Below are 20473 nucleotides of genomic sequence, written 5' to 3'. Positions count from 1 at the left end.
ATTGCCGAAAATCAATAATTTTATGAGAAAACGAACAGGTTTTGTAAATCTGACGTTTTAGCTATGAAAACTGAACAAGCATGAAAAAGTTACTTCTGAGTATAATGATAATAGGTTTGGGGTTTGCCTGCAGTGATCCCGAGCCAGATATTTACACGGGAAAAGTCGCTGAATACGAATTATATAAGTCCTCAGACTTTGATTTTAATGGCACCTTGACTGTCAAAGAATTGGTAGGAGGAAAGCTGGAACTTAGTATTATCCTAGATGGCGCAAATAGCAATTCCAATGTAAGTTATCCCGCACACCTTCATTTCGGCAACTATCAATTGCAGGATGCTCCGATTGCCTTTGTACTGAATTCCGTCCCTGCAAATTCACTTCAAAGCGTGACCGTTCTTGAGCAATTATCTGATGGATCTAAGTTGAGTTTTGAGGATTTTGCGCTATTTGAAGGGCATGTCAAAATTCACTTAGCGAATGATGGACCAGATTATGAAGTTATCTTGGTGGCTGGTGATATTGGTTTAGCAGCTGAGCAGTCTGTTTTCGATCCCTCCAAAATGGCAGTTTGCGGTAAGGATTTTTAATTGTGTCAATGACATTTAAAAAAGCACCTCAATAGAATGCTTTTTTAATTAACTCTGAATACTAAAATCAACGACCATGATCTTTTCTTTAATTTATAGTTTTTGTTTCTTGGTTTTGATTCCAAATTTTAGTGAAAAAATAGACGCTTATTTTCAAGATGAAGACAAACTAATGGGAGTTTGGATAATGGTTAAGTCTGAAAAATATGGAATTATTCGTGATGATGAATCCATTGATCAAAAATATACTTATGCGTTTAAAAAAAATGGTGATTATATTCTTGATTTTAGAATTGTTAGAAAGCAACTACAAGAATCCGATATGTCAATAATGGATTATCCTAAAATTAAGTGGTCGATAATTGAAGATTCTCTTGAGTTAAGAGCCTTTAGTTCAAATGGGAACTATTTAGGCTCTACTTCTTATCAATTCCATTTCAATGGAGATACCTTGGTCTTGGAAAATTCAATTTTAAAAGAATCATTCTTAAAAAGAAAAGAGAAATAGTCCTCCAAATTAGGAATTGAATTATTAATGAATTAATAATAATAAAAGGCCGTCCTCATTGAGAACAGCCTCCTATTTTTGGTATTGATTTGATTTTTTTTGAAGCAGGTTTTATTTAAGTTTTTCATTTTTCAAACTTCAAGCTTCCTGCTCCCAACTTTAGAATCAGTCTTCAACAGACTCAAATAAGTCAATTTTTGTACTTTTCACCTTTTCCTCGAAAGCCTTCCAGTCACCTGCAAGGAACTCATCCAAGACGGCAATTGCTTCATCAGCAGCTTCCTTCGCATGGTTTAGCGTTCGCTGTTCTGTTGGTCCTGGTGCTGAATAAGAGCTGCCTGCATAGCGTCTTGGCACAAATTGAAGGCTCATGGTAGTAGGGTACAGATTTCGAACAATTCCCTGTCCTTCTCTTGTTGGGCCGTTGAAAGCTTCCTTCACTGTATCCAATTTTTTCTTGATCTCTTTGGCAGCTTCAGCAAGTGCCTTTGCCTCCTCAGAATCCAAGTCTTTGGTCATATCCTGTACCTTTTTGATGGTTTTTTCTGCTTCGTCCATTTGATGGTTAGCCTTGTTCATTCTGCTTTGCAAAGCTTCCATTTCCTTCATGAATGCATCCTTTGCCTGAAGATCAGCAATTCGAGTTTCAATTCTTGGATCTGAATGAACGGTGATCATGGTTTCAGCTTTTTCCTCCCCATAGACAAATTCTACTTTGTAGGTACCAGGGATGACATCTCCTCCAGAAGGCTCAAAGAATCTGTTTCTATTGGTTCGCTCTCCATAATATTCAGCAGTTGACTTTCTATCGAGATTCCAATTTACCCGATTGACTCCTTTTTCTGGTGTAGTCTTCAGCGTCCGGATTTGCTCGCCTGCCTGATTGTAGATATTTACCGTAACGGTGTCCAGCTTTTCTTTGTCATCATTCAAAATGAAGCTCAAGCGGCCGCCTGTCTCCCGGTTTTCACCGGCATATTTTCCATCAGCAGGGAATCGCTCTCCGTGAGGCTGCTGAATTTCCACTTGATAAGCATCTGGAGCAGGAACTGCAGTGATTTTGGCCGCAGGCATGGCTCCGTTATTAGCAGCGAAAATCCGCAAAGGACGAATATCATCGAGTACCCACATGGATCGGCCAAATGTACCGATCACGAGATCCGCTTCTCTTTCCTGAATGGCCATGTCGTAGGTAGAAACGGCTTTTGGATAGCCATGTTCCCACTTGTTCCAGGTTTTTGCCTTGTCAAATGAAACATACAATCCGTATTCGGTACCCAAGAACACTAAGTTAGGCTCTACAGGGTCCTGCTTAATTGAAAGCGTATACCCCCAGACTTTGGAATCGTCAGCTATGCGCGTAAAAGTTTTTCCAAAATCGCTGCTGTGATAAGCATAAGCAGTGAAGTCATTGTTTCGGTAGTTATTGGCAATCACCCAAACCTCTCCTGCAGCATACTTGGAAGCTTGAATCTGCGCGATCCAACTTGCCTTAGGCAGTCCGGGAAGTTTTGAAGCAACATTTGTCCAATTTTCACCACCATCCTGAGTGACTTGAAGGTTGCCGTCATCAGTGCCTACCCAGATTACATCCGAGTCCACAGGGCTAGGAGCGATGGAAATAATCGTCGTATGGTTTTCAGCACCGGTAATATCAAATGTAAGACCTCCAGTTTGCTGCTGACGCTGCTTGGTAGAGTCATTGGTAGTCAAATCAGGAGAGATGATTTCCCAAGTTTCTCCACTGTCGCTGGACTTGTGTAAAAACTGTGATCCGTAATACACACCGTTTTCATTGTGGGGATCTTCTGCGATCGCTGCATTCCAGTTGAATCGTAAGAAAACATCCTTGTCCGGATGCGTAGGTCGGATGAATCGGTTGTGGCCGGTAAGTTTGTCAAATCGGGATAGATTTCCACCCTGTGACATGGTATATCCAAATCTAGAATTTGCCGGATGTGGAACGACATCGAATCCATCACCAAAAGAGATTTCCTGCCAATAAGTATTTCGGATACCGTCTCTTCTCCAGACATAAGCCGGACCTACCCAAGAGCCGTTGTCCTGCATTCCTCCATAGATATTGTATGGAAGTTCATTGTCTACATTGACGTGATAGAATTGTCCGACAGGTAGTTTTTCTGCAAAATACCAGTTTTTGCCACCATCTCGGGTAATGTTTAACCCTCCATCATTCCCGTCCATCATGAGCTTGGGATCATTAGGATTGATGTACCAGGCATGGTGGTCTGGGTGAACGCCCGCATACTGCAAGATTTGGGTAAATGACTTTCCACCGTCTTCGCTCATTCCCACACGAGAATAGAGTGTGTAGATACGGTTTTCATTTTTAGGATCGGCGTGAATTTCAAAGTAGTAAAATGGTCGATCGCCTATTTCTGGCTTATCATTGATCATTTTGAAATTTTCGCCTCCGTCTTCAGAAACGTAGAGTGCGTTCTTTTTGGACTCAACTAAAGCATATACTTTGCTGCTGTTTGCGGCAGAAATGGCAAGTCCCATACGACCATAGTCGCTTTTTGGAAGGCCATTTTTATCATCTAGCCTTTTCCAGTTTTCACCACCATCATGTGTTACATATAAACCAGAAGAAGGTCCTCCTGATTCGAAAAACCACGGATAACGGCGATGCTGCCACATGTTGACAAACAGTTTGTTTGGATTATTGGGGTCCATGATCATTTCACCCACTCCCGTTTTTTCGTCGATGTAAAGGATTTTATCCCAAGTCTTTCCTCCATCTGTGGTTTTGTAAAGACCGCGCTCTTCCTGCTCTCCCCAAGGAGAACCGATTGCACCCACATACACGGTATTGGGATCGTCAGGATGAACGATAATTCGGTGGATGGCTCGAGTTTTTTCCAAACCCATCAGCTCCCAAGTTTTGCCTGCATCTAGGGATCTGTATACTCCATATCCCAGATTTAGCGAGTTTCGAGGGTTTCCTTCTCCGGTTCCAATCCAGATTACAGAAGGGTTTTTCTGATAAATGGAAATCGCTCCAATGGAATGGACAACCTGCTCATCAAAGATTGGCTCCCAATGGATGCCACCTGATGTAGATTTCCAAAGTCCGCCAGAGGCAGAACCAGCATAAATGATGGAAGGATTATCATCTACAGCATCAATAGCCGTGATTCTTCCACTCATCCCTGCAGGTCCCACATTTCTTGTTTTCATGGATTTGAAAAGATCCATGTCCACATCTTGTGCAATGACTGTTGAGCCCAAAAGGAACATCAGCCAGAGAGTAAAGAGTTTTCTCATAGAATTGGTGATTTTTTCTTTAAATAAAATAAAACTAATCCACCCATTTTTAATTTTTATTCTAATGGATTCAAAATGTGCTGAACAGGAAGTTCTTTCTAAAAATTGATTATCGGTTTGGTGGGTCAGTGCATTTTTCCTTTTCTTTAAGAAAAAATTAAAAATATATGTCGAATCGTTATCAAAAGCCTGTATTAGGGCTTTTTCTATTCCTTTTTGGTTCAGTGGCCTGGGCTCAAACTGGTCGTTTCCAACAGGCGGTGGATTATCAGATGGAAGTATCCATGGATGTGAATACCAATCAGTATCAAGGTACGCAGCGCCTAGTTTATTCCAACAACTCGCCTGACACGCTGCATCGAGTTTTTTACCACTTGTATTACAATGCTTTTCAGCCGGGAAGTATGATGGATGTGCGGTCTCGTACCATTGCTGACCCAGACCGTAGGGTAGGAGATCGGATTTCAAAGCTTTCTCCTGATGAGATTGGTTATTTGCATGTCAAAAATCTAAAAGTGAATGGAAAAACTGCCGAAGCGAATGAGGTGGGTACCATCCTAGAAGTGACCCTTCCAGAGCCGATTTTACCTAACTCCCAGGCTACTTTAGAATTAGAATTTGATGGCCAAGTCCCTGTTCAGATCAGAAGATCTGGTCGTGATTCTGAAGAAGGAGTTCGCTACTCCATGTCACAGTGGTATCCGAAATTAGCTAACTACGATGAGCAAGGTTGGCATGCCAATCCATACATCGGACGGGAGTTTTATGGAATTTGGGGAGATTTTGATGTGAAAATCACCATCGATAAGGAATACACTATCGGAGGTACGGGATACTTGCAAAACCCGAATGAAATTGGTCATGGCTACCAAGATGAAGGTGTAACTGTACCAGAACCAACGGGTGAAACACTTACTTGGCACTTCAAAGCTCCAATGGTTCATGATTTCATGTGGGGAGCAGATCCAAAATACCAACACGATAAGGTGTTGATGGATAATGGAATTACCGTTCACCATTTCTTCATTCCTGGAGAAAAAACGTCTGAGAATTGGGAGAAACTGAAAGAATTCACCCCAAAAGCGATCGAATATATGTCCAAGCACTTTGGTCAATATCCGTACAAGCAGTTTTCTGTAGTACAAGGTGGAGATGGAGGAATGGAATATGCCATGTCCACTCTAATTACCGGAGAGCGTAGCTTACCATCTTTAGTAGGGGTGATGGTTCACGAATTAGCACATAGCTGGTATCATGGGGTCTTGGCTACCAATGAGTCTTTGTATCCATGGATGGATGAAGGGTTTACCTCTTATGCTACCAATTTGACTATGGGAGAAATTATGTCACGTGGTAGATCTAATGTACATGCTGGCAGTTACCGTGGATACTTTGGTTTGGTAGCATCTGGACTAGAAGAGCCTTTGGCTACACACTCAGATCATTATCATACAAACCGTGCCTATGGGGCTGCAGCTTATTCCAAGGGTGCTGTTTTCATGGAGCAGATGGGCTATGTGATTGGAGCAGAGGTTAGGGATCGTGGATTACTTCGATACTTCAATGAGTGGAAGTTCAAGCATCCAAACGTGAATGATTTGATCCGAATCATGGAAAAAGAAAGTGGCTTGGAGCTAGACTGGTACAAGGAATATTTCGTCCATACCACTAAGACTATTGATTATGCGATCAAAGAAGCTAAAGCCAATGGTGAAAAAACCGAAATTACGCTTCAGCGGGTGGGCTTGATGCCTATGCCTGTGGATTTGGTCATTACCTACAAGGACGGAACCCAAGAGTCCATTTATTTGCCATTGGTGATCATGCGGGGGGAAAAAGCTCAGGAAGCAGGAACACCTACTCGCATCCATACTGAAAAATGGGGCTGGGTTAATCTGGAAAAAACACTTGTTGTTGATAGAAATCTAGAGACCATTAAATCAATCGAAATTGATCCAACCAAGCGAATGGCGGATGTACAGCCAGAAAATAACAAAGTAGAGTTTTAAGGCTCTACTTTTTAGGCATAAAAAAAGGTGACCATTTGGTCACCTTTTTTATTTTCAGTAGGATCAACCAGCGTTCTTCATATCTTGTACTTCTTTACGGATATCTTGCGCTAGGTTTTTCAAGTCTTGCATGCCTTTACGAACACGTGTACCAGCTGCCTGATTTCCTTTAGAATAGAACTTATCGAAATCAGCTTCGAGGTCCATTACAAGATTTTTTACTTCGTCAAATCTGCTCATAGTAAAAGTAGTTTTTTTAGGTTGATGATAATTTTATAGGGTCAATATAGCCCAAATACTTACTATTTCAATCCTAATGGCCTTTTTTTTGAAAATTTTTTACTCACCAAATGTAATGGCAAGTTCAGAATTCCTGTATTGACCACTGGTCAGTTTTTCTTTCACTGCTGCAAATGCTTTTACAGTTTCATTTACATCTTCTAAAGTATGAACAGCTGTAGGGATTAACCTCAAGATAATCATGCCTTTAGGTACTACAGGGTAAATCACTACTGAACAGAAGATGTTGTAATTCTCTCGCAAATCATGCGAAAGGGCCGCAGCTTCACCTACAGTACCATTTAATACTACTGGCGTTACAGGAGAATTTGATTTTCCAGTGCTGAAACCTTCATCATGTAGTCCTTTTCGAAGGGCATTGACAATTTTCCAAAGATTATTCTTAAGCTCAGGTCGAGTTCTTAGTAGTTCCAATCGCTTCAAACCACCCTCTACCAAGATCATTGGAAGTGATTTGGCGAAGATTTGAGAACGCATATTAAAGCGTAGGTAGTGAATTACTTTTTCATCACCAGCAATGAAAGCTCCGATAGAAGCCATAGACTTGGCAAAAGTGGAGAAGTACAAATCCACTTCTTCAATTACTCCTTGCTCCTCATGTGTACCAGCACCTGTTTTACCCAAAGTACCAAAACCATGTGCATCATCTACAAGAAGACGGAATTGAAACTTTTTCTTCAGATCGCAAATCTCTTTCAACTTGCCCTGATCACCAGTCATTCCGAAGACACCTTCCGTAATGAATAGGATACCTCCGCCTGTTTCTGCTGCAAGCTTGGTCGCTCTTTCCAATTGCTTTTCTGCATTTTCGATATCATTATGCGGATACACATATCGCTTACCCATGTGCATTCTAAGAGCATCGATGATACAGGCGTGGCATTCTGAATCATATACCACGACGTCCTTACGATCAAGTAGTGCATCGATTACCGACATGATACCTTGATAGCCGTAGTTTAGTAGGTATGCTTTTTCTTTTCCTACAAATTCAGCAAGTTCACTTTCAAGCTGCTCGTGAAGGGTAGTCTGTCCTGACATCATTCGAGCGCCCATTGGATAGGCAGCTCCCCACTTAGCAGCTGCATCAGCGTCAGCTTTACGAACTTCAGGGTGATTGGCAAGTCCTAGGTAGTTATTCAATGACCAGGTCAAGACCTCTCGACCTTGAAACATCATGCGGGGTGCAATCTCTCCTTCTAGCTTTGGAAACATGTAGTACCCGTCTGACCAAGCTGAATGTTTGCCTAGTGGACCTAGGTTGGTTTGTAGTTTTGCAAATAAATCCAAGGTGATATTATTTATGATTAAGCAATAATTTTTCGGTTTTAAAATTCGCCAAAAATACAACTTATATGCCTACCAAGCAAAAAAGCAAAATGGCTTGGCCTAATCTTTATTTTAAGTCAAATATATTTGTTTTCTTCGCTTTTTAGATTCGATAGACCCAAACCCAACTTTAGAACATGAGAAAAATTCAAAAACTCCTTGTTGCCAATCGAGGTGAAATTGCCCTTCGTATCATGCGCTCTGCAAAAGAGCTTGGGATAAAAACAGTTGCCGTTTACAGTGAAGCTGATCGGCTTTCCCCTCATGTCAAATACGCAGATGAGGCAGTTTGCTTGGGGCCACCACCTTCATCCGAATCTTATTTGTTGGGTGACAAAATCATCGAAGTTTGCAAAGATCTTAAGGTAGATGCAATTCATCCAGGCTACGGTTTCTTGTCTGAAAATGCAGTTTTTGCAAAGAAAGTTACCGATGCGGGATTGCTTTTCGTCGGACCTTCTCCGGAGTCTATTGAAGTAATGGGAAGTAAACTGGCCGCGAAACAGGCAGTATCCACTTACGATATTCCTTTGGTGCCTGGTACAGAGGAAGCCATTTCTGATATTCCTGCTGCGAAAGAGCGAGCTGCAGAAATCGGCTATCCTATCCTGATCAAAGCTTCTGCCGGAGGTGGGGGAAAGGGAATGCGAATAGTGGAATCGGAAGCAGATTTTGAGGAGCAAATGCAACGCGCTGTCAGCGAGGCGCAATCTGCTTTTGGGGATGGTGCAGTTTTTATTGAAAAGTTTATTACTTCCCCACGTCATATTGAGATACAGGTCTTGGGAGATCAGCATGGAAATGTCGTTTATCTCTTTGAGCGGGAGTGTTCGATTCAGCGAAGACATCAAAAGGTAATTGAAGAAGCTCCTTCAGCTGTAGTGAGCCCTGAAATGAGGAAAGCAATGGGAGAAGCGGCCGTTGGTGTGGCCAAAGCCTGTAATTATTTTGGAGCTGGGACAGTGGAATTTATCGTTGACGGAGATCTGAATTTCTACTTCCTAGAAATGAATACCCGCTTGCAAGTAGAGCATCCTGTCACCGAGATGATCACTGGGAAAGACCTGGTCAAAGAACAGATTTGGATTGCAGAAGGCAGGGAATTACAGTTTGCTCAAGAGGATTTGACAATCAATGGACATTCGGTAGAGGTCCGTGTATATGCTGAAGATCCAAAAAATAATTTCCTTCCGGATATTGGGAAGCTTCAAACTTACCAGAGACCACAAGGGCCGGGAATTCGGGTAGATGATGGTTTCGAGGAAGGAATGCAAATTCCGATTTATTATGACCCGATGATTTCAAAGCTGATTACACACGCTGAAAATCGGGAAGCCGCGATTTCAAGAATGATCCGGGCTATCGATGATTATCAAATCACAGGAATTCAGACTACTTTATCATTTTGCCGCTTTGCTTTGCAGCATGAGGCTTTTGTGAGTGGAGATTTTGATACCAAGTTTGTAGAGAAATATTTTACTCCGGATGTACTGGATGATTCACTTTCCGATGAAGAGGAGTCACTTATTGCGGCTTTGGCCGTAGAGTTTTTTGAAAAAGAAAAACAGGCAACTCAAGTGTCAGGAGAAAGTGCGAAAAGTAATCAGAACTCGGCATGGAGAAAAAGATTGAAAATAGATGGCTGAAATCCTTCCTCTTCGAGCATGGCGATATGCTGAGACTTTCAATTCCAAAGTAGAAGAACTTACCGCGCCACTTTTCGATGTTGTTTCTTCCAAGCAACGGGAGCTTTTGTATGAAAATCCCTTAAACAGCATTCATCTTTCTGTCCCAAAGGGCGCTGATCCGGGAAAAGAGGCCTTTGAAACACTTCAGAAGTGGAAATCAGAGGGAATCCTCCGTCAGGATTATCTGCCCGGAATCTATGTTTACTATCAATACTTCCGACTTCCCGGGGAGACCACAGAGCGCTGTCGAAAGGGTTTTATAGCACAAATCAAAGCTTATGACTGGGAAGAAAAGCAAATCTTACGGCATGAAAACACCATCGTTTCTGCTGTAAATGATCGAGTAGATCTTCTTAAAAAGGCTAAAATTCAAGCATCTCCAACCCATGGATTATACGATGATCCGGAATTCAAACTAGAGCAATGGATGGATGAAGCTATTCAGAGCCCTCTTTATGAATTGGAAGATTATCAGGGGGTTAGGGAGGTATTGTCGGTGATCCATGATCGGCAGGTGATTTCCGAGTTTTTGGATTTGCTTGCGCAAAAGCAGGTTGTCTTGGCAGATGGTCATCATCGGATAGAAGGGAGTATAGCTTTGAGGAAGGAAATGAAAGATGAATTTCTGGACCGCAAGTGGAAAGCTCATGACTACCACCTGATGTATTTGACAAATGCGGCATCAGATGATCTGAAAATTCTGCCAACCCACAGACTATTTTATGGATTGACCGATAGTCAAGATTCCTTTTTAGATAAATTATCAGCTTGGTTCGAAGTCAAGAAATTTGGGGATGCTGAAGAAATCGGGAATTATGCCCTGCACAAGCCATTTTCTTTTGGTTTGCTACTAGGAGAGGAGGGATATGTACTCGAATTAATTCCAGAGAAGTACCAGACTATCAATCATGATTTACCGGAAGTGATTCGAAAGCTGGACCTTGCTGTTTTACATGAGGTGGTTTTCAATCAAATCTTGGGAATCAATCGAGAAGAACAGAGGAATTCATCACAGATTGCCTATGAGCGGAATTTCGCTCGCTGTCTTAGGCAGGTCAGATCGGGTCAGGCTAGCTTTGCTTTGATCACCCGAGAACTTTCAATGCGAACTGTCATGGAAGTTTGTCAATCAGGGCATTTGATGCCGCAAAAATCTACGTACTTTTATCCTAAGGCTTTGAGCGGGCTGCTTTTTGCCAGTATCGAGCAAAGCGAATTTGAATTCAACTATGATGCGTTTTTTAGAAAATCTGAAGGATAAGAAAATCATTTTAGCCTCCAATTCACCTCGTCGGCAGGAATTGCTTCGAGGCCTGGAGATTGAGTTTGAGATCAAATCCAGTCCGGTGGACGAATCCATTCCTTCCGATATTCCGGCCGAATACGTAGCTGCTTACCTTTCTAAATTGAAATCAGAATCCTTTCCCGATGAACTTCTGGAAAACGAGATTTTGATTACTTCTGATACTGTGGTGATTGAAAATGGGCATGTTTTAGGTAAGCCCCAATCCGATCAGGAGGCCTTTGATATGATCAAAAGCCTATCAGGAGCCACTCATACAGTGATGACTGCTGTCACCATCAAGGATCGTCTGAAAAGAATCACCTTAGAAGATGAGACCTTGGTCACTTTTCGATTTTTGGAGGAAGAGGAGATTTGGCATTATATCAAAGATTACAAGCCATTTGACAAAGCCGGAGCCTACGGTATTCAGGAATGGATTGGTTTCATTGGTGTTTCCCGGATTGAAGGCTCGTATTTTAATGTCATGGGTTTTCCGCTCCACTTGGTTTATGAGCAATTGAAAAAGTGGTGATTTTATTTCGCCAATTTCAAAATCCGCCAAGCTCCCAAACTCACCAAAACGAATACGAATGCCCCGATGATCAAATCTGGGAGGGAGGAATCTAGCCAAAGGACCATCAAGCCGGCAATGATTACACCTGCATTGATCAAGATGTCATTGGAGGTGAAAATCATACTTGCCTTCATATGGGCTTGCTGACTTTTTGATTTTTGCAAAAGGTAAAGACACCAGGCATTTGCAATCAATGCCAAAATCGAAATAATGATCATCCACTGGTAATCAGGTCTTTCATCCACATTCAGAAATCTTCTGACCACTTCATAAAATCCACCGGCTGCCAATAAAAGCTGAAAAACACCTGCTATTCCTGCTACTTGTTTTTGTCTCGTGATGCTGCTTCCTACGGCAATGAGGCTAAGCGCATAAACCAAGGAATCGGCAAGCATATCCAGGCTATCGGCCACCAATCCCATGGATCCCGCTAGCCATCCGAAAATCATTTCAATCAGGAAGAATGAAAAATTTATGATCAGAACTGTCCACAGAAGCTTTTTCTGAACTCCGTCCTCAGTCTTTTTAAATTTCTCAATCTCGGTCGTTTGAATAAATTTGCTTCCAAGGTTTAACTCCTCGAGTGCAGCCGAGATTTCCTTCACATCTCCTTCATGCGAGACATCCAAAATCCTTTTCTCCAAGTCAAATGAAAGTCCTGCTATTCCCTTTACATTTTGAAGTTTCATCCGAATCATGGTTTCTTCGGATGGACAATCCATTTGAGGAATTGAAAAAGTAGACCTGTTCATTTTAATAATTAAGTACCTGTTGTAAACTTACCCGAAGGATTTGTCCCATATTTTGGCAACTCATAAACTTTTGGTTTTTGTAATGCCTTGCCAATTCTCTCCTTAGGCTATCGATATTTTCTAAGGGTGAAATCTGATCATTTTCCATCGCCTGAAGGATTGATTCAATTTCTTGCTTAGATGATTTGACTCGGGTAGCGATCAGGGCTCGCTCTTCCCGCTGATATTGGCGCATAGATTCCGGAGTGATGTATTTCATGCCCAATTGGATCAGGACATTATTTTCCTTGAAATATTGGGGTAGGTAGATAGACTTTTTACCCTCATAGGATTGCTGATCAAAGTCAATAGCCCGGATCCGATAATTGGTTTCTTCAAAGTCTGGAGTCACATCGATTACAAAATTTGAAGAATGCATGTCTCCTAACAATCTTACGAAGCAGCGCTCATTGAATTTTACAAACTCTTTCGCCAATCGAATGGGATTCAGGTGGGAATCCTGCATATGCAATCGCATAAATTTATCTCCAGGAATTCCTGCGATATGCTCCTCAATCAGGGTGTTTCGATGTACGAGGTAGCTAATTCTGTTGGGAGAAAGTAAATGTTCCAGCTCTAGCCCGTAAACCCTTGAGGCGTCCGCATTTTTGATGTAGAAATAGTCAAAATTATCATTGATCCGGTTTACGATCCGAATTCGGAAGGGCTGAGTATTCCCATAAATGCAGAGATCAATTCGATCAATGTAAAGGTGCTCCATGACAGACATGTCACCTCCGGCTTTTAGGATTGCATAGATTCGCTTGACATTGTAATGAATCTCTTCACGGTCAGTCTGCTCATAAAAAACAGTTTCCCACAACGTATCCTGCTCTTTGGAGTCATATAATGCAATTGAATCCTTGTATCGAAGCAGTTCATCATAGTGAATTGGGATATCCACTTCTCTTCCATGATTGATCAGGTAATCTCTCAGCCCTTTACTGATGGGATAGACTTGCTTCTTTTTGCTGATCAATGCCATCGATACTACAATTCTACTTTTTGACTTTTTCGCAGATTTCGATCAAAAATAAAGGGTCCAAAAGGAAGAACTGAAGCAATCAATGCAAAGAATGTCCGGCTAAAATTCCATTTCAGTTTGGAAGCCGTAGGAAAAACCACATAGATATAGATGACAAATAATACCCCGTGAATCCAACCAACTACGGTGACTGCCATTGGGAGTTCATAGATATATTTGAGCGGCATAGCTATGAAGAGGAGTACCAAAAAAGATATTCCTTCGATTAAGCTTATCCATTTGAAGCGCTTGGCCCATTTTACTTGTTCGGTATTCATTTAGCTGATATTAAATAGGGTTTGAAGGTTTTCCCAGAGCTTCTTTTTCAGTGCTCTATCCATGCTAATTTGTGTGAGAGAATCAGCAAATAGGTATTCGGTTTCCTCCTCGGTTTTGATTTGATAGGAAGGAATCGGCAGGGCGTTGATAGGGTGTGAGATCTTTCCAAACTTAATGACCTTGTGAGCATTGATTGCCTGAAAATCCTCCAGACTTTTACCCTTCAATTCTTCACTGCTCAAAAGCCCCACATCACTCATGGAATGATTTACAGCCGAAACCATCTTCGACAGCATATCCATCACTTCATCTGCAAGCTCGTCTTCCTCATGAAGGATCAAAATCCCTTTGGCAAATTGCCCTCTAATGATTGGAGCAACAGGTTCTTTTACCTCATCCGCGACACTGGAATCATCCACAGGCGGAGCTTGATCGTAGCTAGGAGTTGTTTCTTTTTTAACCGCTTTTCCTAGCTCTGTTTTTTCGGGGGATATAATTTGATAAATCTCTTCTGGAACCAAGTATAAATCTTCGTTCAGGAGTAATTTCAGACTATGTAGTGAGTCACTTTCCATGCTTGAAAATTGCTTAAAAATTGGTCACCTCCCAAAAAAAAAGGAGACTTTGTTAGTCTCCTGATCGAATTATTGCGGAATGTCCAAATTGAAAATGGATTTAAGCTCCACCGCATCCTCTGGTTTCATTCGTTTGGCTAAGACTAAGCGTAGCTGTCGTCGTCTCAGTGCTCCTTCGTAAAGCTCAATTTCTTCTTTTGTTTCTGTCACCACCTCAGGGACTTCTATCGGTTTGCCATTTTGATCTACTGCTACAAAGGTGAAAAATGCCCGGTGAGTGACCGTCTTTTTGTTAGCAGGAATATCCTCAGCCGTGACTTCAATGTGTACCTCCATGGAAGAGTTGAAAGCCCGAGTGACTTGAGCTGCCAGGGTCACCACATTTCCCAAAGCAATTGGCTGTTTGAAGGAAATGCTATCTGCAGAGGCTGTGACTACGATTCGATTGGAGTGCTTCTGTGCAGCAATGGCGGCCACCACATCCATCCAGTGCATGAGTCTTCCTCCCATCAGGTTATTCAAGGTATTGGTATCGTTGGGCAATACCATCTCTGTCATGATAGTTGCCGAATCTTTAGCGAATTTTTTCTTAGCCATATTTCAATGATTTGAGACAAAAATAAAAATTATATTCTAAATAATGGCTTGCATTTATTTTGAAACAAAATTTTATTCTGATTCAATTGCAATTACCGCCAGCCATCTTTTCCCAACAGAGGGACAAAAGCGAAATAGTCATATTCTTCAGAAGTATATTTGCCGCCTTTTTGTTTGGTGATTTTGAGCATTTTTTGACGGCTTCGGTCACCTACAGGGATTACTAAAATTCCTCCCGGCACCAATTGATCGATTAGTGCATCAGGGACTACAGGTGCCCCTGCAGTTACCAAAATCCGGTCAAATGGAGCGTGACTTGCCAAGCCCTGAGATCCATCCCCGTAGAAAAGCTTCATATCAGTGATCCCAAGCCTATTAAGGAATTTTTTGGTCCCCTCGAAAAGCTTCTTTTGATATTCGATGGTATAAACTTCTGCTCCCATTAAGTGAAGAATACTTGCCTGATAGCCTGAGCCTGTTCCAATTTCCAAGATTTTTTGACCGGGCTTTACGTCTAAGAGCTGAGTTTGAAAGGCAACCGTATAAGGCTGGGAAATGGTCTGACCCTCTCCAATCGGGAAAGCTTTGTCTTCATAAGCATGAGAAACTAGCGCTGAGTCAAAGAAAAAATGTCTGGGTAGGGTATTGATCGCTTCTAGGACTCGTTCGTCAGAGATTCCCTTCTGCTTGATCTCCCGAACGAGAGCTTTTCTTTTACCCTTGTGAAGGTAGGTGTCTTCGAGCTTGAGAAGTGGCATATTTTATTTGGATTCACGTCGAAGATAAGTGATTATTTGGCTTAATTTGAAACCCTTTAGGGCATTTTGTACTTAATCATTGAAACTCAATCAAAAAGAAATCACGCATGTTCACTGGTATCATCGAATCGTTTGGCACGGTAAAAGAAATCGTAAGAGAAGGCTCAAACGCACATTTTTTATTGGAGTCCAATTTAGCTCCTGAACTGAAGGTCGATCAATCGCTTGCTCATGATGGGGTTTGCCTGACTGTTGTTGAAACCACTCCCCAGACCTACAAAGTCACAGCAATTGATGAGACAATTCAAAAGACCAATCTCTCGCAATGGACTGTTGGTAAAAAAGTAAATCTGGAACGCTGCATGTCTGCAAACGGACGATTTGATGGCCATATTGTTCAAGGTCATGTCGATCAAGTAGCAAGAATTACGGGAATAAAGGATGAAAACGGTTCCTGGGTTTTTGATTTTGAATATGATTCAAGCCTTGGGAATGTCACTGTAGAGAAAGGGTCAATCACGATTAATGGGACTAGTTTGACCTGCTTTAATTCCGGACCAGGGATTTTTTCTGTTGCCATCATTCCATATACCTACGAACACACCAATTTTCACCAATTGAAAGTAGGGGATACAGTCAATTTGGAGTTTGATATTGTAGGAAAGTATATCAAGCGAATCCTTAAAGGTTACTAATAATTAAGGCCTCCAAAATGAGAGGCCTTTATTGTGTCGAATCAATGCTCATTTAAGCGTAAGGTTCTTGTTTTCGGGGTCCTTTACCAGTCTAAAGCCGACATTGGAAGTTCCTGAGTCATAGGCTTGACCTTGTCTAGCTGAGGGACGATAGTTTACGCAGTAATTGGCTGCACAAAGGTAGGAGCCACCTTTGATGACTCGCTCTTGAGCGAAGGGATTATCAGGGTTGTAGCATGGATTCATTCCGGCATCAAGCTTGGGTGCTTCTCCTGCCAATCTTGCAAACTTCAGTGCATCATACCAATCGCTGGTCAATTCCCAGACATTCCCAATCATATCAAAAAGTCCAAACGTATTGGGTGCAAAAGATTTTACGGGGCTTGTTCCCACAAAACCGTCCATTCCTGTGTTTTCATTTGGAAAATTCCCCTGAAACGTATTTGCTAGATATTGGCCGTTTGGAGTGAGCTCATCACCCCAGGCAAATCTTTTTCCGTTCATTCCACCTCTGGCAGCAAACTCCCACTCGATCTCTGTAGGTAAACGCTTCCCAACCCATTCTGCATAGGCCACTGCATCATCATAGGCGATGTGAACGACTGGGTGATTTTCTCGACCCTTCAAGTTAGATTCAGGGCCTTCAGGATGCTTCCAAGATGCTCCATTGACCCAAGTCCACCAAAGTGAAATATCCTGAAGCGGAACTTGATAGGGTGGTGGAGTAAAAACCAAGGATCCAGGAACTAGCACCGAATCATCTGGTTTTGGTGTGCCTGGAGGAAGTTGTTTCTTTAATTCTTCCCATTCGATAGGACGCTCAGCCATGGTGATGTAGCCTGTTTCCTCCACGAATTCTGCAAATTCTGCATTCGTAACCTCATGAGTATCCATCCAAAAGCCTTCTACTTTCAGTCGAACTGCAGGCTTTTCAGCAGCATAGGCGTCAGCCTCGTTCGTTCCCATCGTAAATTCACCTCCCGGAATCCAGGCCATTCCTTTAGGAGTATCCTTGGAAGGCATCGGTGTGTCGTAGACTATTTGACCTTCGGATTCTGGGCTTTGGGTTTGAGATTTTTCCGAACAGGAAAATCCAATTATGACTAGGGAAAGAAAAGCAACTTTGGTATTGATCAACCTTTTGGCTCTGATATTTTTCATTCTTGAAATTATAAACAAAATCTTGATTCTTGAACTCTGAGCTCTATGTATACTCAAGATCTTCTGGATTATTGTTAAAATTTGCTGAATACCTGCACAAAAAAAGCGATAGAAGTTATTCCACCGCTTTCGAAAATCTTGTGTAAATGCAATTAGGCCTCGTCAGCATGAGCAGAAGCATGCAATTTGCCCAATTCTTGATCGATAGTCCACAATCCTACACCCTCTTCTCCAATAATATCGAATAGTTCAAGTGCACGACGTGACATGGTCTCTTCTTCTCGCTGCTCGGTCACATACCACTGCATAAAGCTGAACGTAGCGAAATCCTTCACAGAAAATGCGTGATCTACGATATTATTAATTGATTTGGTGACTTTGATTTCATGCTCAAGAATCAATTCAAACACTTCGCGAAGTGAATTGAAATTATGTCTGATCCCATTGATTTCGGGCTGAATCGCATGTCCACCTGCCTCATTTACGTACTGAAAAAGCTTCATCATGTGCATACGTTCTTCGTCAGAATGCGTATAAAGGTATTTGGCTGCGTTCTCATAGCCCATCATATGGCACCAAGAAGCCATGGAGAGGTAATATGCTGAGCTTTTACCTTCCATCTCGATTTGCTGATTTAATAGCTGTTCTGTGTCGTGCAGCAAAGAGCGCTGCAATGTGACTATTTCTCTTTCCTTCATATCTATCTTTGTTTTATACAAATAAAACCAAACCTAGGTGAAGTAGTTTCAATTGCTGCCTTTTAACTCAAAATTTAGAATTGATATAATTAAAGATGAGTTGAAATCCTGGCCATTATAATCGAAATCAAAGTGTTTGAGAATTGGTGGGGTAAACGTGTTCTCCCGATGTTTTTTTAAGAAATTTAATTTGATTTTTAGATAAGAGCAAAATAAAAATTCAAGCTCAATAAGGATGGTTTTGATCTTAATCCTAAATTTATCCAACAGAGACACGAAATTAAATCTTGCACTAAATGGATAATTTTAATTTGCCTAAGAAAGGCGAATACCCCGCTTATTATGATCGATATTTAGGATTGGTTGAAAATCAAAACTATTGTGAACTGATCGAAAAGCAAGTAAATGACTTGATGGATTTGTTCAAATCCAAATCAGAAGACTGGCCAAATCAACCCTATCAGGAAGGAAAGTGGTCTCCCAAAGAGGTGCTTGGTCATGTGATCGATACTGAGCGTATCATGACTTTTCGTGGTCTTTGCTTTGCAAGAGGTGAACGTTCTGCTTTACCGGGTTTTGATCAGGATCCCTATGTGCTGAACGCACGATTTGGAGCGGTACCCACGCAATTACTTTTAGAGGATTTTTCAGCTTCAAGAAAAGCTTTGGTTTCCCTGATTCGCACCTTATCGGATGAAATGCTTGATTTTCCCGGTCAGGTGAACGGCAATCAAATGACTCCGAGAGCTTTGTTTTGGATCATTCCCGGCCATTTTATTCATCATTTGGATATATTAAAAACCCGCTATTAAAATGAGATTAGAAATAGGTGTAGTTGATGCATTTACCGAAAAGCCCTTTTCTGGCAATCCAGCGGCTGTTTGTTTGTTGGAGCATGATCTTTCTGATGAAATGCGGCAAAATATAGCCATGGAAATGAATCTCAGCGAAACGGCATTTGTGCAGCGAACAGAGCGAGAAGGTCATTTTAATCTGCGTTGGTTTACACCCACCTTGGAGATTGATCTTTGCGGGCATGCGACTTTGGCTTCCTCATTTTGGATGCTTCGCAAAGGCTGGGCTAAAGAAAATGTTCCTATCCATTTCCATACCATGAGTGGTGAGCTGATTGTAAATGCAAGTCATGATGGTTTGGAGATGAATTTTCCTTTGATTCCCACGGTCGAGGATCAGCATCCTTTTTTTCAAAAGGAGCTATTTGGGAAAAAGATAGTGAAAGCTGCTCAATTGAATAAAAACTGGATTTTTGAATTGGAAAATGAGCATTCTGTTTGTTCCCTTGAACCTGATTTTATGCTTATCGCAAAGCATAGCGAGGAGGGTTTCATTATCACGGCAGCAGGCGAGAAATATGATATCGTATCCCGCTTTTTTGGTCCAAATGTAGGAGTGCCAGAAGATCCTGTCACTGGTTTTGCACACTGTGCCTTAATGGATTATTGGAATCAAAAAACAGGGAAAACCCAATTGAAAGCATACCAAGCAAGTAGGAGAGGCGGTGAATTGGAACTAGAAAAACATGATGATCGCGTGCTCATCAAAGGTAAGGCAGTTGTCGTTTATCAAGCGGAAATGGAATTGAAAAATGACTGATCATATACAATCAACTCGAAGACCTATTAAAAGGTATTTTAGGCATTTTACAGACTATTGGCTGACAGATGCCAGTTTTAGCATATTGCTTCTAGTTTTGTTATTCACGGTTTTCGTCTTACCAATATTGATTGAGTATGGTCATATCGACATGCTCTATGTAAACCTCGTCTTCCTCTTTCTATTTTTTACGGGAATCTGGTCTTCAAAAAGAAAGGTGTTTATTTTCCTTACAACAGGGCTTTTCTTTACGCAATTGGGATTGAGGCTATTGCGTTTTAGTGATTTTCCTGTAGAATTCTATCTCCTAGAAAGAATCGTAGGTATACTTAATATGATGATATTTATTTTATTGAATATCAGCTTGTTATTTAGAGATAGGGAAGTCAATCTTTACCGTGTGATCGGAGCTATCAATGTCTATTTAAGTGTAGCGATATTAGGTGCTTTCGTATTTGAAATTATTCACTTAACAACCGGTTCTAGCATAGCAGGTGGGGATCGAGCGCTTTTAGGTTTGGACGATGATTTTGCCGAATACATATATTTCAGCATGGTTTCATTGACTACCGTAGGTTTTGGTGATCTTTATCCAATCAATGTGATGTCCAAAATGCTTTCTGTTTTTCTTTCTACCGTCGGCATCTTGTATCCTGCTGTGGTGATCGCCAAACTGGTAGGAGAATCAAGGCGCTAGCTTCCATTAGTGT

21 protein-coding genes are annotated in these 20473 nt (G+C 41.5%); 10 read left to right on the top strand and 11 right to left on the bottom strand.

Annotation, left to right across the window (positions count from 1 at the left end):
* Positions 1 to 80 precede the first annotated feature (80 nt).
* Complete coding sequence (locus tag OU792_RS12880) at positions 81 to 590, top strand: hypothetical protein (protein WP_274670384.1); 510 nt, start codon at positions 81 to 83, stop codon at positions 588 to 590.
* Between the two features lie 76 nt (positions 591 to 666).
* Positions 667 to 1098 (top strand): hypothetical protein, encoded by a 432-nt coding sequence (locus OU792_RS12875; protein WP_134201726.1) that lies wholly within the window; start codon positions 667 to 669, stop codon positions 1096 to 1098.
* Between the two features lie 165 nt (positions 1099 to 1263).
* Here OU792_RS12875 and OU792_RS12870 read toward each other — a convergent pair whose 3' ends face one another.
* A complete protein-coding gene (locus tag OU792_RS12870) occupies positions 1264 to 4386 on the bottom strand; it encodes a VPS10 domain-containing protein (RefSeq protein ID WP_134201727.1) in 3123 nt (1040 codons plus the stop codon).
* 167 nt (positions 4387 to 4553) lie between these two features.
* Between OU792_RS12870 and OU792_RS12865 the strand changes: the two genes are divergently transcribed.
* Positions 4554 to 6395 carry a M1 family metallopeptidase gene (locus tag OU792_RS12865; RefSeq protein ID WP_166669397.1) on the top strand — a complete coding sequence of 614 codons (1842 nt, stop codon included), beginning with the start codon at positions 4554 to 4556 and terminating at the stop codon, positions 6393 to 6395.
* Positions 6396 to 6458: 63 nt separating this feature from the next.
* On the opposite strand, the gene OU792_RS12860 is transcribed toward OU792_RS12865, so the two are convergent.
* Both OU792_RS12860 and OU792_RS12855 read right to left on the bottom strand, forming a co-directional pair.
* Positions 6459 to 6635 (bottom strand): histone H1, encoded by a 177-nt coding sequence (locus OU792_RS12860; protein ID WP_035475384.1) that lies wholly within the window; start codon positions 6633 to 6635, stop codon positions 6459 to 6461.
* Positions 6636 to 6734: 99 nt separating this feature from the next.
* On the bottom strand, positions 6735 to 7985 hold the full coding sequence (locus OU792_RS12855) for an aminotransferase class I/II-fold pyridoxal phosphate-dependent enzyme (protein ID WP_134201728.1): 1251 nt from the start codon (positions 7983 to 7985) through the stop codon (positions 6735 to 6737).
* Positions 7986 to 8161: 176 nt separating this feature from the next.
* Here OU792_RS12855 and OU792_RS12850 point away from each other — a divergent pair, with 176 nt between their 5' ends.
* The 3 genes from OU792_RS12850 to OU792_RS12840 are packed head-to-tail and all read left to right on the top strand — an operon-like array spanning position 8162 to position 11529.
* The gene (locus OU792_RS12850; protein WP_134201729.1) at positions 8162 to 9670 is read left to right on the top strand and encodes an acetyl-CoA carboxylase biotin carboxylase subunit; all 1509 of its coding nucleotides are present in this window, start codon (positions 8162 to 8164) and stop codon (positions 9668 to 9670) included.
* On the top strand, positions 9663 to 10973 hold the full coding sequence (locus tag OU792_RS12845) for a DUF1015 domain-containing protein (RefSeq protein ID WP_134201730.1): 1311 nt from the start codon (positions 9663 to 9665) through the stop codon (positions 10971 to 10973). Before OU792_RS12850 ends, OU792_RS12845 begins: the two co-directional genes overlap by 8 nt.
* On the top strand, positions 10942 to 11529 hold the full coding sequence (locus tag OU792_RS12840; RefSeq protein ID WP_134201731.1) for a Maf family nucleotide pyrophosphatase: 588 nt from the start codon (positions 10942 to 10944) through the stop codon (positions 11527 to 11529). The genes OU792_RS12845 and OU792_RS12840 overlap by 32 nt, the downstream gene beginning before the upstream one ends.
* A 2-nt stretch (positions 11530 to 11531) precedes the next feature.
* On the opposite strand, the gene OU792_RS12835 is transcribed toward OU792_RS12840, so the two are convergent.
* The 6 genes from OU792_RS12835 to OU792_RS12810 all read right to left on the bottom strand — a co-directional run bounded on the left by OU792_RS12835 (position 11532) and on the right by OU792_RS12810 (position 15595).
* Positions 11532 to 12323 (bottom strand): cation transporter, encoded by a 792-nt coding sequence (locus OU792_RS12835; RefSeq protein ID WP_274670383.1) that lies wholly within the window; start codon positions 12321 to 12323, stop codon positions 11532 to 11534.
* Between the two features lies 1 nt (position 12324).
* On the bottom strand, positions 12325 to 13347 hold the full coding sequence (locus tag OU792_RS12830; RefSeq protein ID WP_026946502.1) for a hypothetical protein: 1023 nt from the start codon (positions 13345 to 13347) through the stop codon (positions 12325 to 12327).
* Positions 13348 to 13352: 5 nt separating this feature from the next.
* Complete coding sequence (locus tag OU792_RS12825) at positions 13353 to 13664, bottom strand: DUF3817 domain-containing protein (RefSeq protein ID WP_026946501.1); 312 nt, start codon at positions 13662 to 13664, stop codon at positions 13353 to 13355.
* A complete protein-coding gene (locus tag OU792_RS12820; protein ID WP_274670382.1) occupies positions 13665 to 14240 on the bottom strand; it encodes a hypothetical protein in 576 nt (191 codons plus the stop codon).
* Between the two features lie 69 nt (positions 14241 to 14309).
* Complete coding sequence (locus OU792_RS12815; RefSeq protein WP_274670381.1) at positions 14310 to 14837, bottom strand: acyl-CoA thioesterase; 528 nt, start codon at positions 14835 to 14837, stop codon at positions 14310 to 14312.
* Positions 14838 to 14929: 92 nt separating this feature from the next.
* Positions 14930 to 15595: a protein-L-isoaspartate(D-aspartate) O-methyltransferase gene (locus OU792_RS12810; RefSeq protein WP_026946498.1), complete on the bottom strand. Its 666-nt coding sequence runs from the start codon at positions 15593 to 15595 to the stop codon at positions 14930 to 14932.
* A 107-nt stretch (positions 15596 to 15702) separates the two neighbouring features.
* Between OU792_RS12810 and OU792_RS12805 the strand changes: the two genes are divergently transcribed.
* Positions 15703 to 16290 carry a riboflavin synthase gene (locus OU792_RS12805; protein WP_274670380.1) on the top strand — a complete coding sequence of 196 codons (588 nt, stop codon included), beginning with the start codon at positions 15703 to 15705 and terminating at the stop codon, positions 16288 to 16290.
* A 48-nt stretch (positions 16291 to 16338) separates the two neighbouring features.
* Here OU792_RS12805 and OU792_RS12800 read toward each other — a convergent pair whose 3' ends face one another.
* Both OU792_RS12800 and OU792_RS12795 read right to left on the bottom strand, forming a co-directional pair.
* On the bottom strand, positions 16339 to 17313 hold the full coding sequence (locus OU792_RS12800) for a formylglycine-generating enzyme family protein (protein WP_446698899.1): 975 nt from the start codon (positions 17311 to 17313) through the stop codon (positions 16339 to 16341).
* A gap of 290 nt (positions 17314 to 17603) precedes the next feature.
* A complete protein-coding gene (locus OU792_RS12795; protein ID WP_026946495.1) occupies positions 17604 to 18149 on the bottom strand; it encodes a ferritin in 546 nt (181 codons plus the stop codon).
* Positions 18150 to 18445: 296 nt separating this feature from the next.
* Between OU792_RS12795 and OU792_RS12790 the strand changes: the two genes are divergently transcribed.
* The 3 genes from OU792_RS12790 to OU792_RS12780 are packed head-to-tail and all read left to right on the top strand — an operon-like array spanning position 18446 to position 20460.
* A complete protein-coding gene (locus OU792_RS12790; protein WP_134201739.1) occupies positions 18446 to 18961 on the top strand; it encodes a DinB family protein in 516 nt (171 codons plus the stop codon).
* 1 nt (position 18962) lies between these two features.
* Positions 18963 to 19763 carry a PhzF family phenazine biosynthesis protein gene (locus tag OU792_RS12785; RefSeq protein WP_274670378.1) on the top strand — a complete coding sequence of 267 codons (801 nt, stop codon included), beginning with the start codon at positions 18963 to 18965 and terminating at the stop codon, positions 19761 to 19763.
* Positions 19756 to 20460 (top strand): potassium channel family protein, encoded by a 705-nt coding sequence (locus tag OU792_RS12780; RefSeq protein ID WP_134201741.1) that lies wholly within the window; start codon positions 19756 to 19758, stop codon positions 20458 to 20460. The genes OU792_RS12785 and OU792_RS12780 overlap by 8 nt, the downstream gene beginning before the upstream one ends.
* Positions 20461 to 20473: the final 13 nt, after the last annotated feature.

This window comes from Algoriphagus sp. NF (genome assembly GCF_028823735.1).
Classification (GTDB): Bacteria; Bacteroidota; Bacteroidia; order Cytophagales; family Cyclobacteriaceae; genus Algoriphagus; species Algoriphagus marincola.
The sequence above is the reverse complement of the archived record's forward strand: the minus strand, read 5'-3'. Positions and strand labels throughout refer to the sequence as shown.

Coding starts and splice junctions, on each gene's coding strand:
- OU792_RS12790 (WP_134201739.1), top strand. CDS start 18,446: ATGGATAATTTTAATTTGCCTAAGAAAGGCGAATACCCCGCTTATTAT.
- OU792_RS12820 (WP_274670382.1), bottom strand. CDS start 14,240: ATGGAAAGTGACTCACTACATAGTCTGAAATTACTCCTGAACGAAGAT.
- OU792_RS12785 (WP_274670378.1), top strand. CDS start 18,963: ATGAGATTAGAAATAGGTGTAGTTGATGCATTTACCGAAAAGCCCTTT.
- OU792_RS12875 (WP_134201726.1), top strand. CDS start 667: ATGATCTTTTCTTTAATTTATAGTTTTTGTTTCTTGGTTTTGATTCCA.
- OU792_RS12795 (WP_026946495.1), bottom strand. CDS start 18,149: ATGAAGGAAAGAGAAATAGTCACATTGCAGCGCTCTTTGCTGCACGAC.
- OU792_RS12870 (WP_134201727.1), bottom strand. CDS start 4,386: ATGAGAAAACTCTTTACTCTCTGGCTGATGTTCCTTTTGGGCTCAACA.
- OU792_RS12780 (WP_134201741.1), top strand. CDS start 19,756: ATGACTGATCATATACAATCAACTCGAAGACCTATTAAAAGGTATTTT.
- OU792_RS12880 (WP_274670384.1), top strand. CDS start 81: ATGAAAAAGTTACTTCTGAGTATAATGATAATAGGTTTGGGGTTTGCC.
- OU792_RS12815 (WP_274670381.1), bottom strand. CDS start 14,837: ATGGCTAAGAAAAAATTCGCTAAAGATTCGGCAACTATCATGACAGAG.
- OU792_RS12810 (WP_026946498.1), bottom strand. CDS start 15,595: ATGCCACTTCTCAAGCTCGAAGACACCTACCTTCACAAGGGTAAAAGA.
- OU792_RS12800 (WP_446698899.1), bottom strand. CDS start 17,313: ATGCCTTCCAAGGATACTCCTAAAGGAATGGCCTGGATTCCGGGAGGT.
- OU792_RS12840 (WP_134201731.1), top strand. CDS start 10,942: ATGATGCGTTTTTTAGAAAATCTGAAGGATAAGAAAATCATTTTAGCC.
- OU792_RS12850 (WP_134201729.1), top strand. CDS start 8,162: ATGAGAAAAATTCAAAAACTCCTTGTTGCCAATCGAGGTGAAATTGCC.
- OU792_RS12805 (WP_274670380.1), top strand. CDS start 15,703: ATGTTCACTGGTATCATCGAATCGTTTGGCACGGTAAAAGAAATCGTA.
- OU792_RS12865 (WP_166669397.1), top strand. CDS start 4,554: ATGTCGAATCGTTATCAAAAGCCTGTATTAGGGCTTTTTCTATTCCTT.
- OU792_RS12825 (WP_026946501.1), bottom strand. CDS start 13,664: ATGAATACCGAACAAGTAAAATGGGCCAAGCGCTTCAAATGGATAAGC.
- OU792_RS12860 (WP_035475384.1), bottom strand. CDS start 6,635: ATGAGCAGATTTGACGAAGTAAAAAATCTTGTAATGGACCTCGAAGCT.
- OU792_RS12835 (WP_274670383.1), bottom strand. CDS start 12,323: ATGAACAGGTCTACTTTTTCAATTCCTCAAATGGATTGTCCATCCGAA.
- OU792_RS12830 (WP_026946502.1), bottom strand. CDS start 13,347: ATGGCATTGATCAGCAAAAAGAAGCAAGTCTATCCCATCAGTAAAGGG.
- OU792_RS12845 (WP_134201730.1), top strand. CDS start 9,663: ATGGCTGAAATCCTTCCTCTTCGAGCATGGCGATATGCTGAGACTTTC.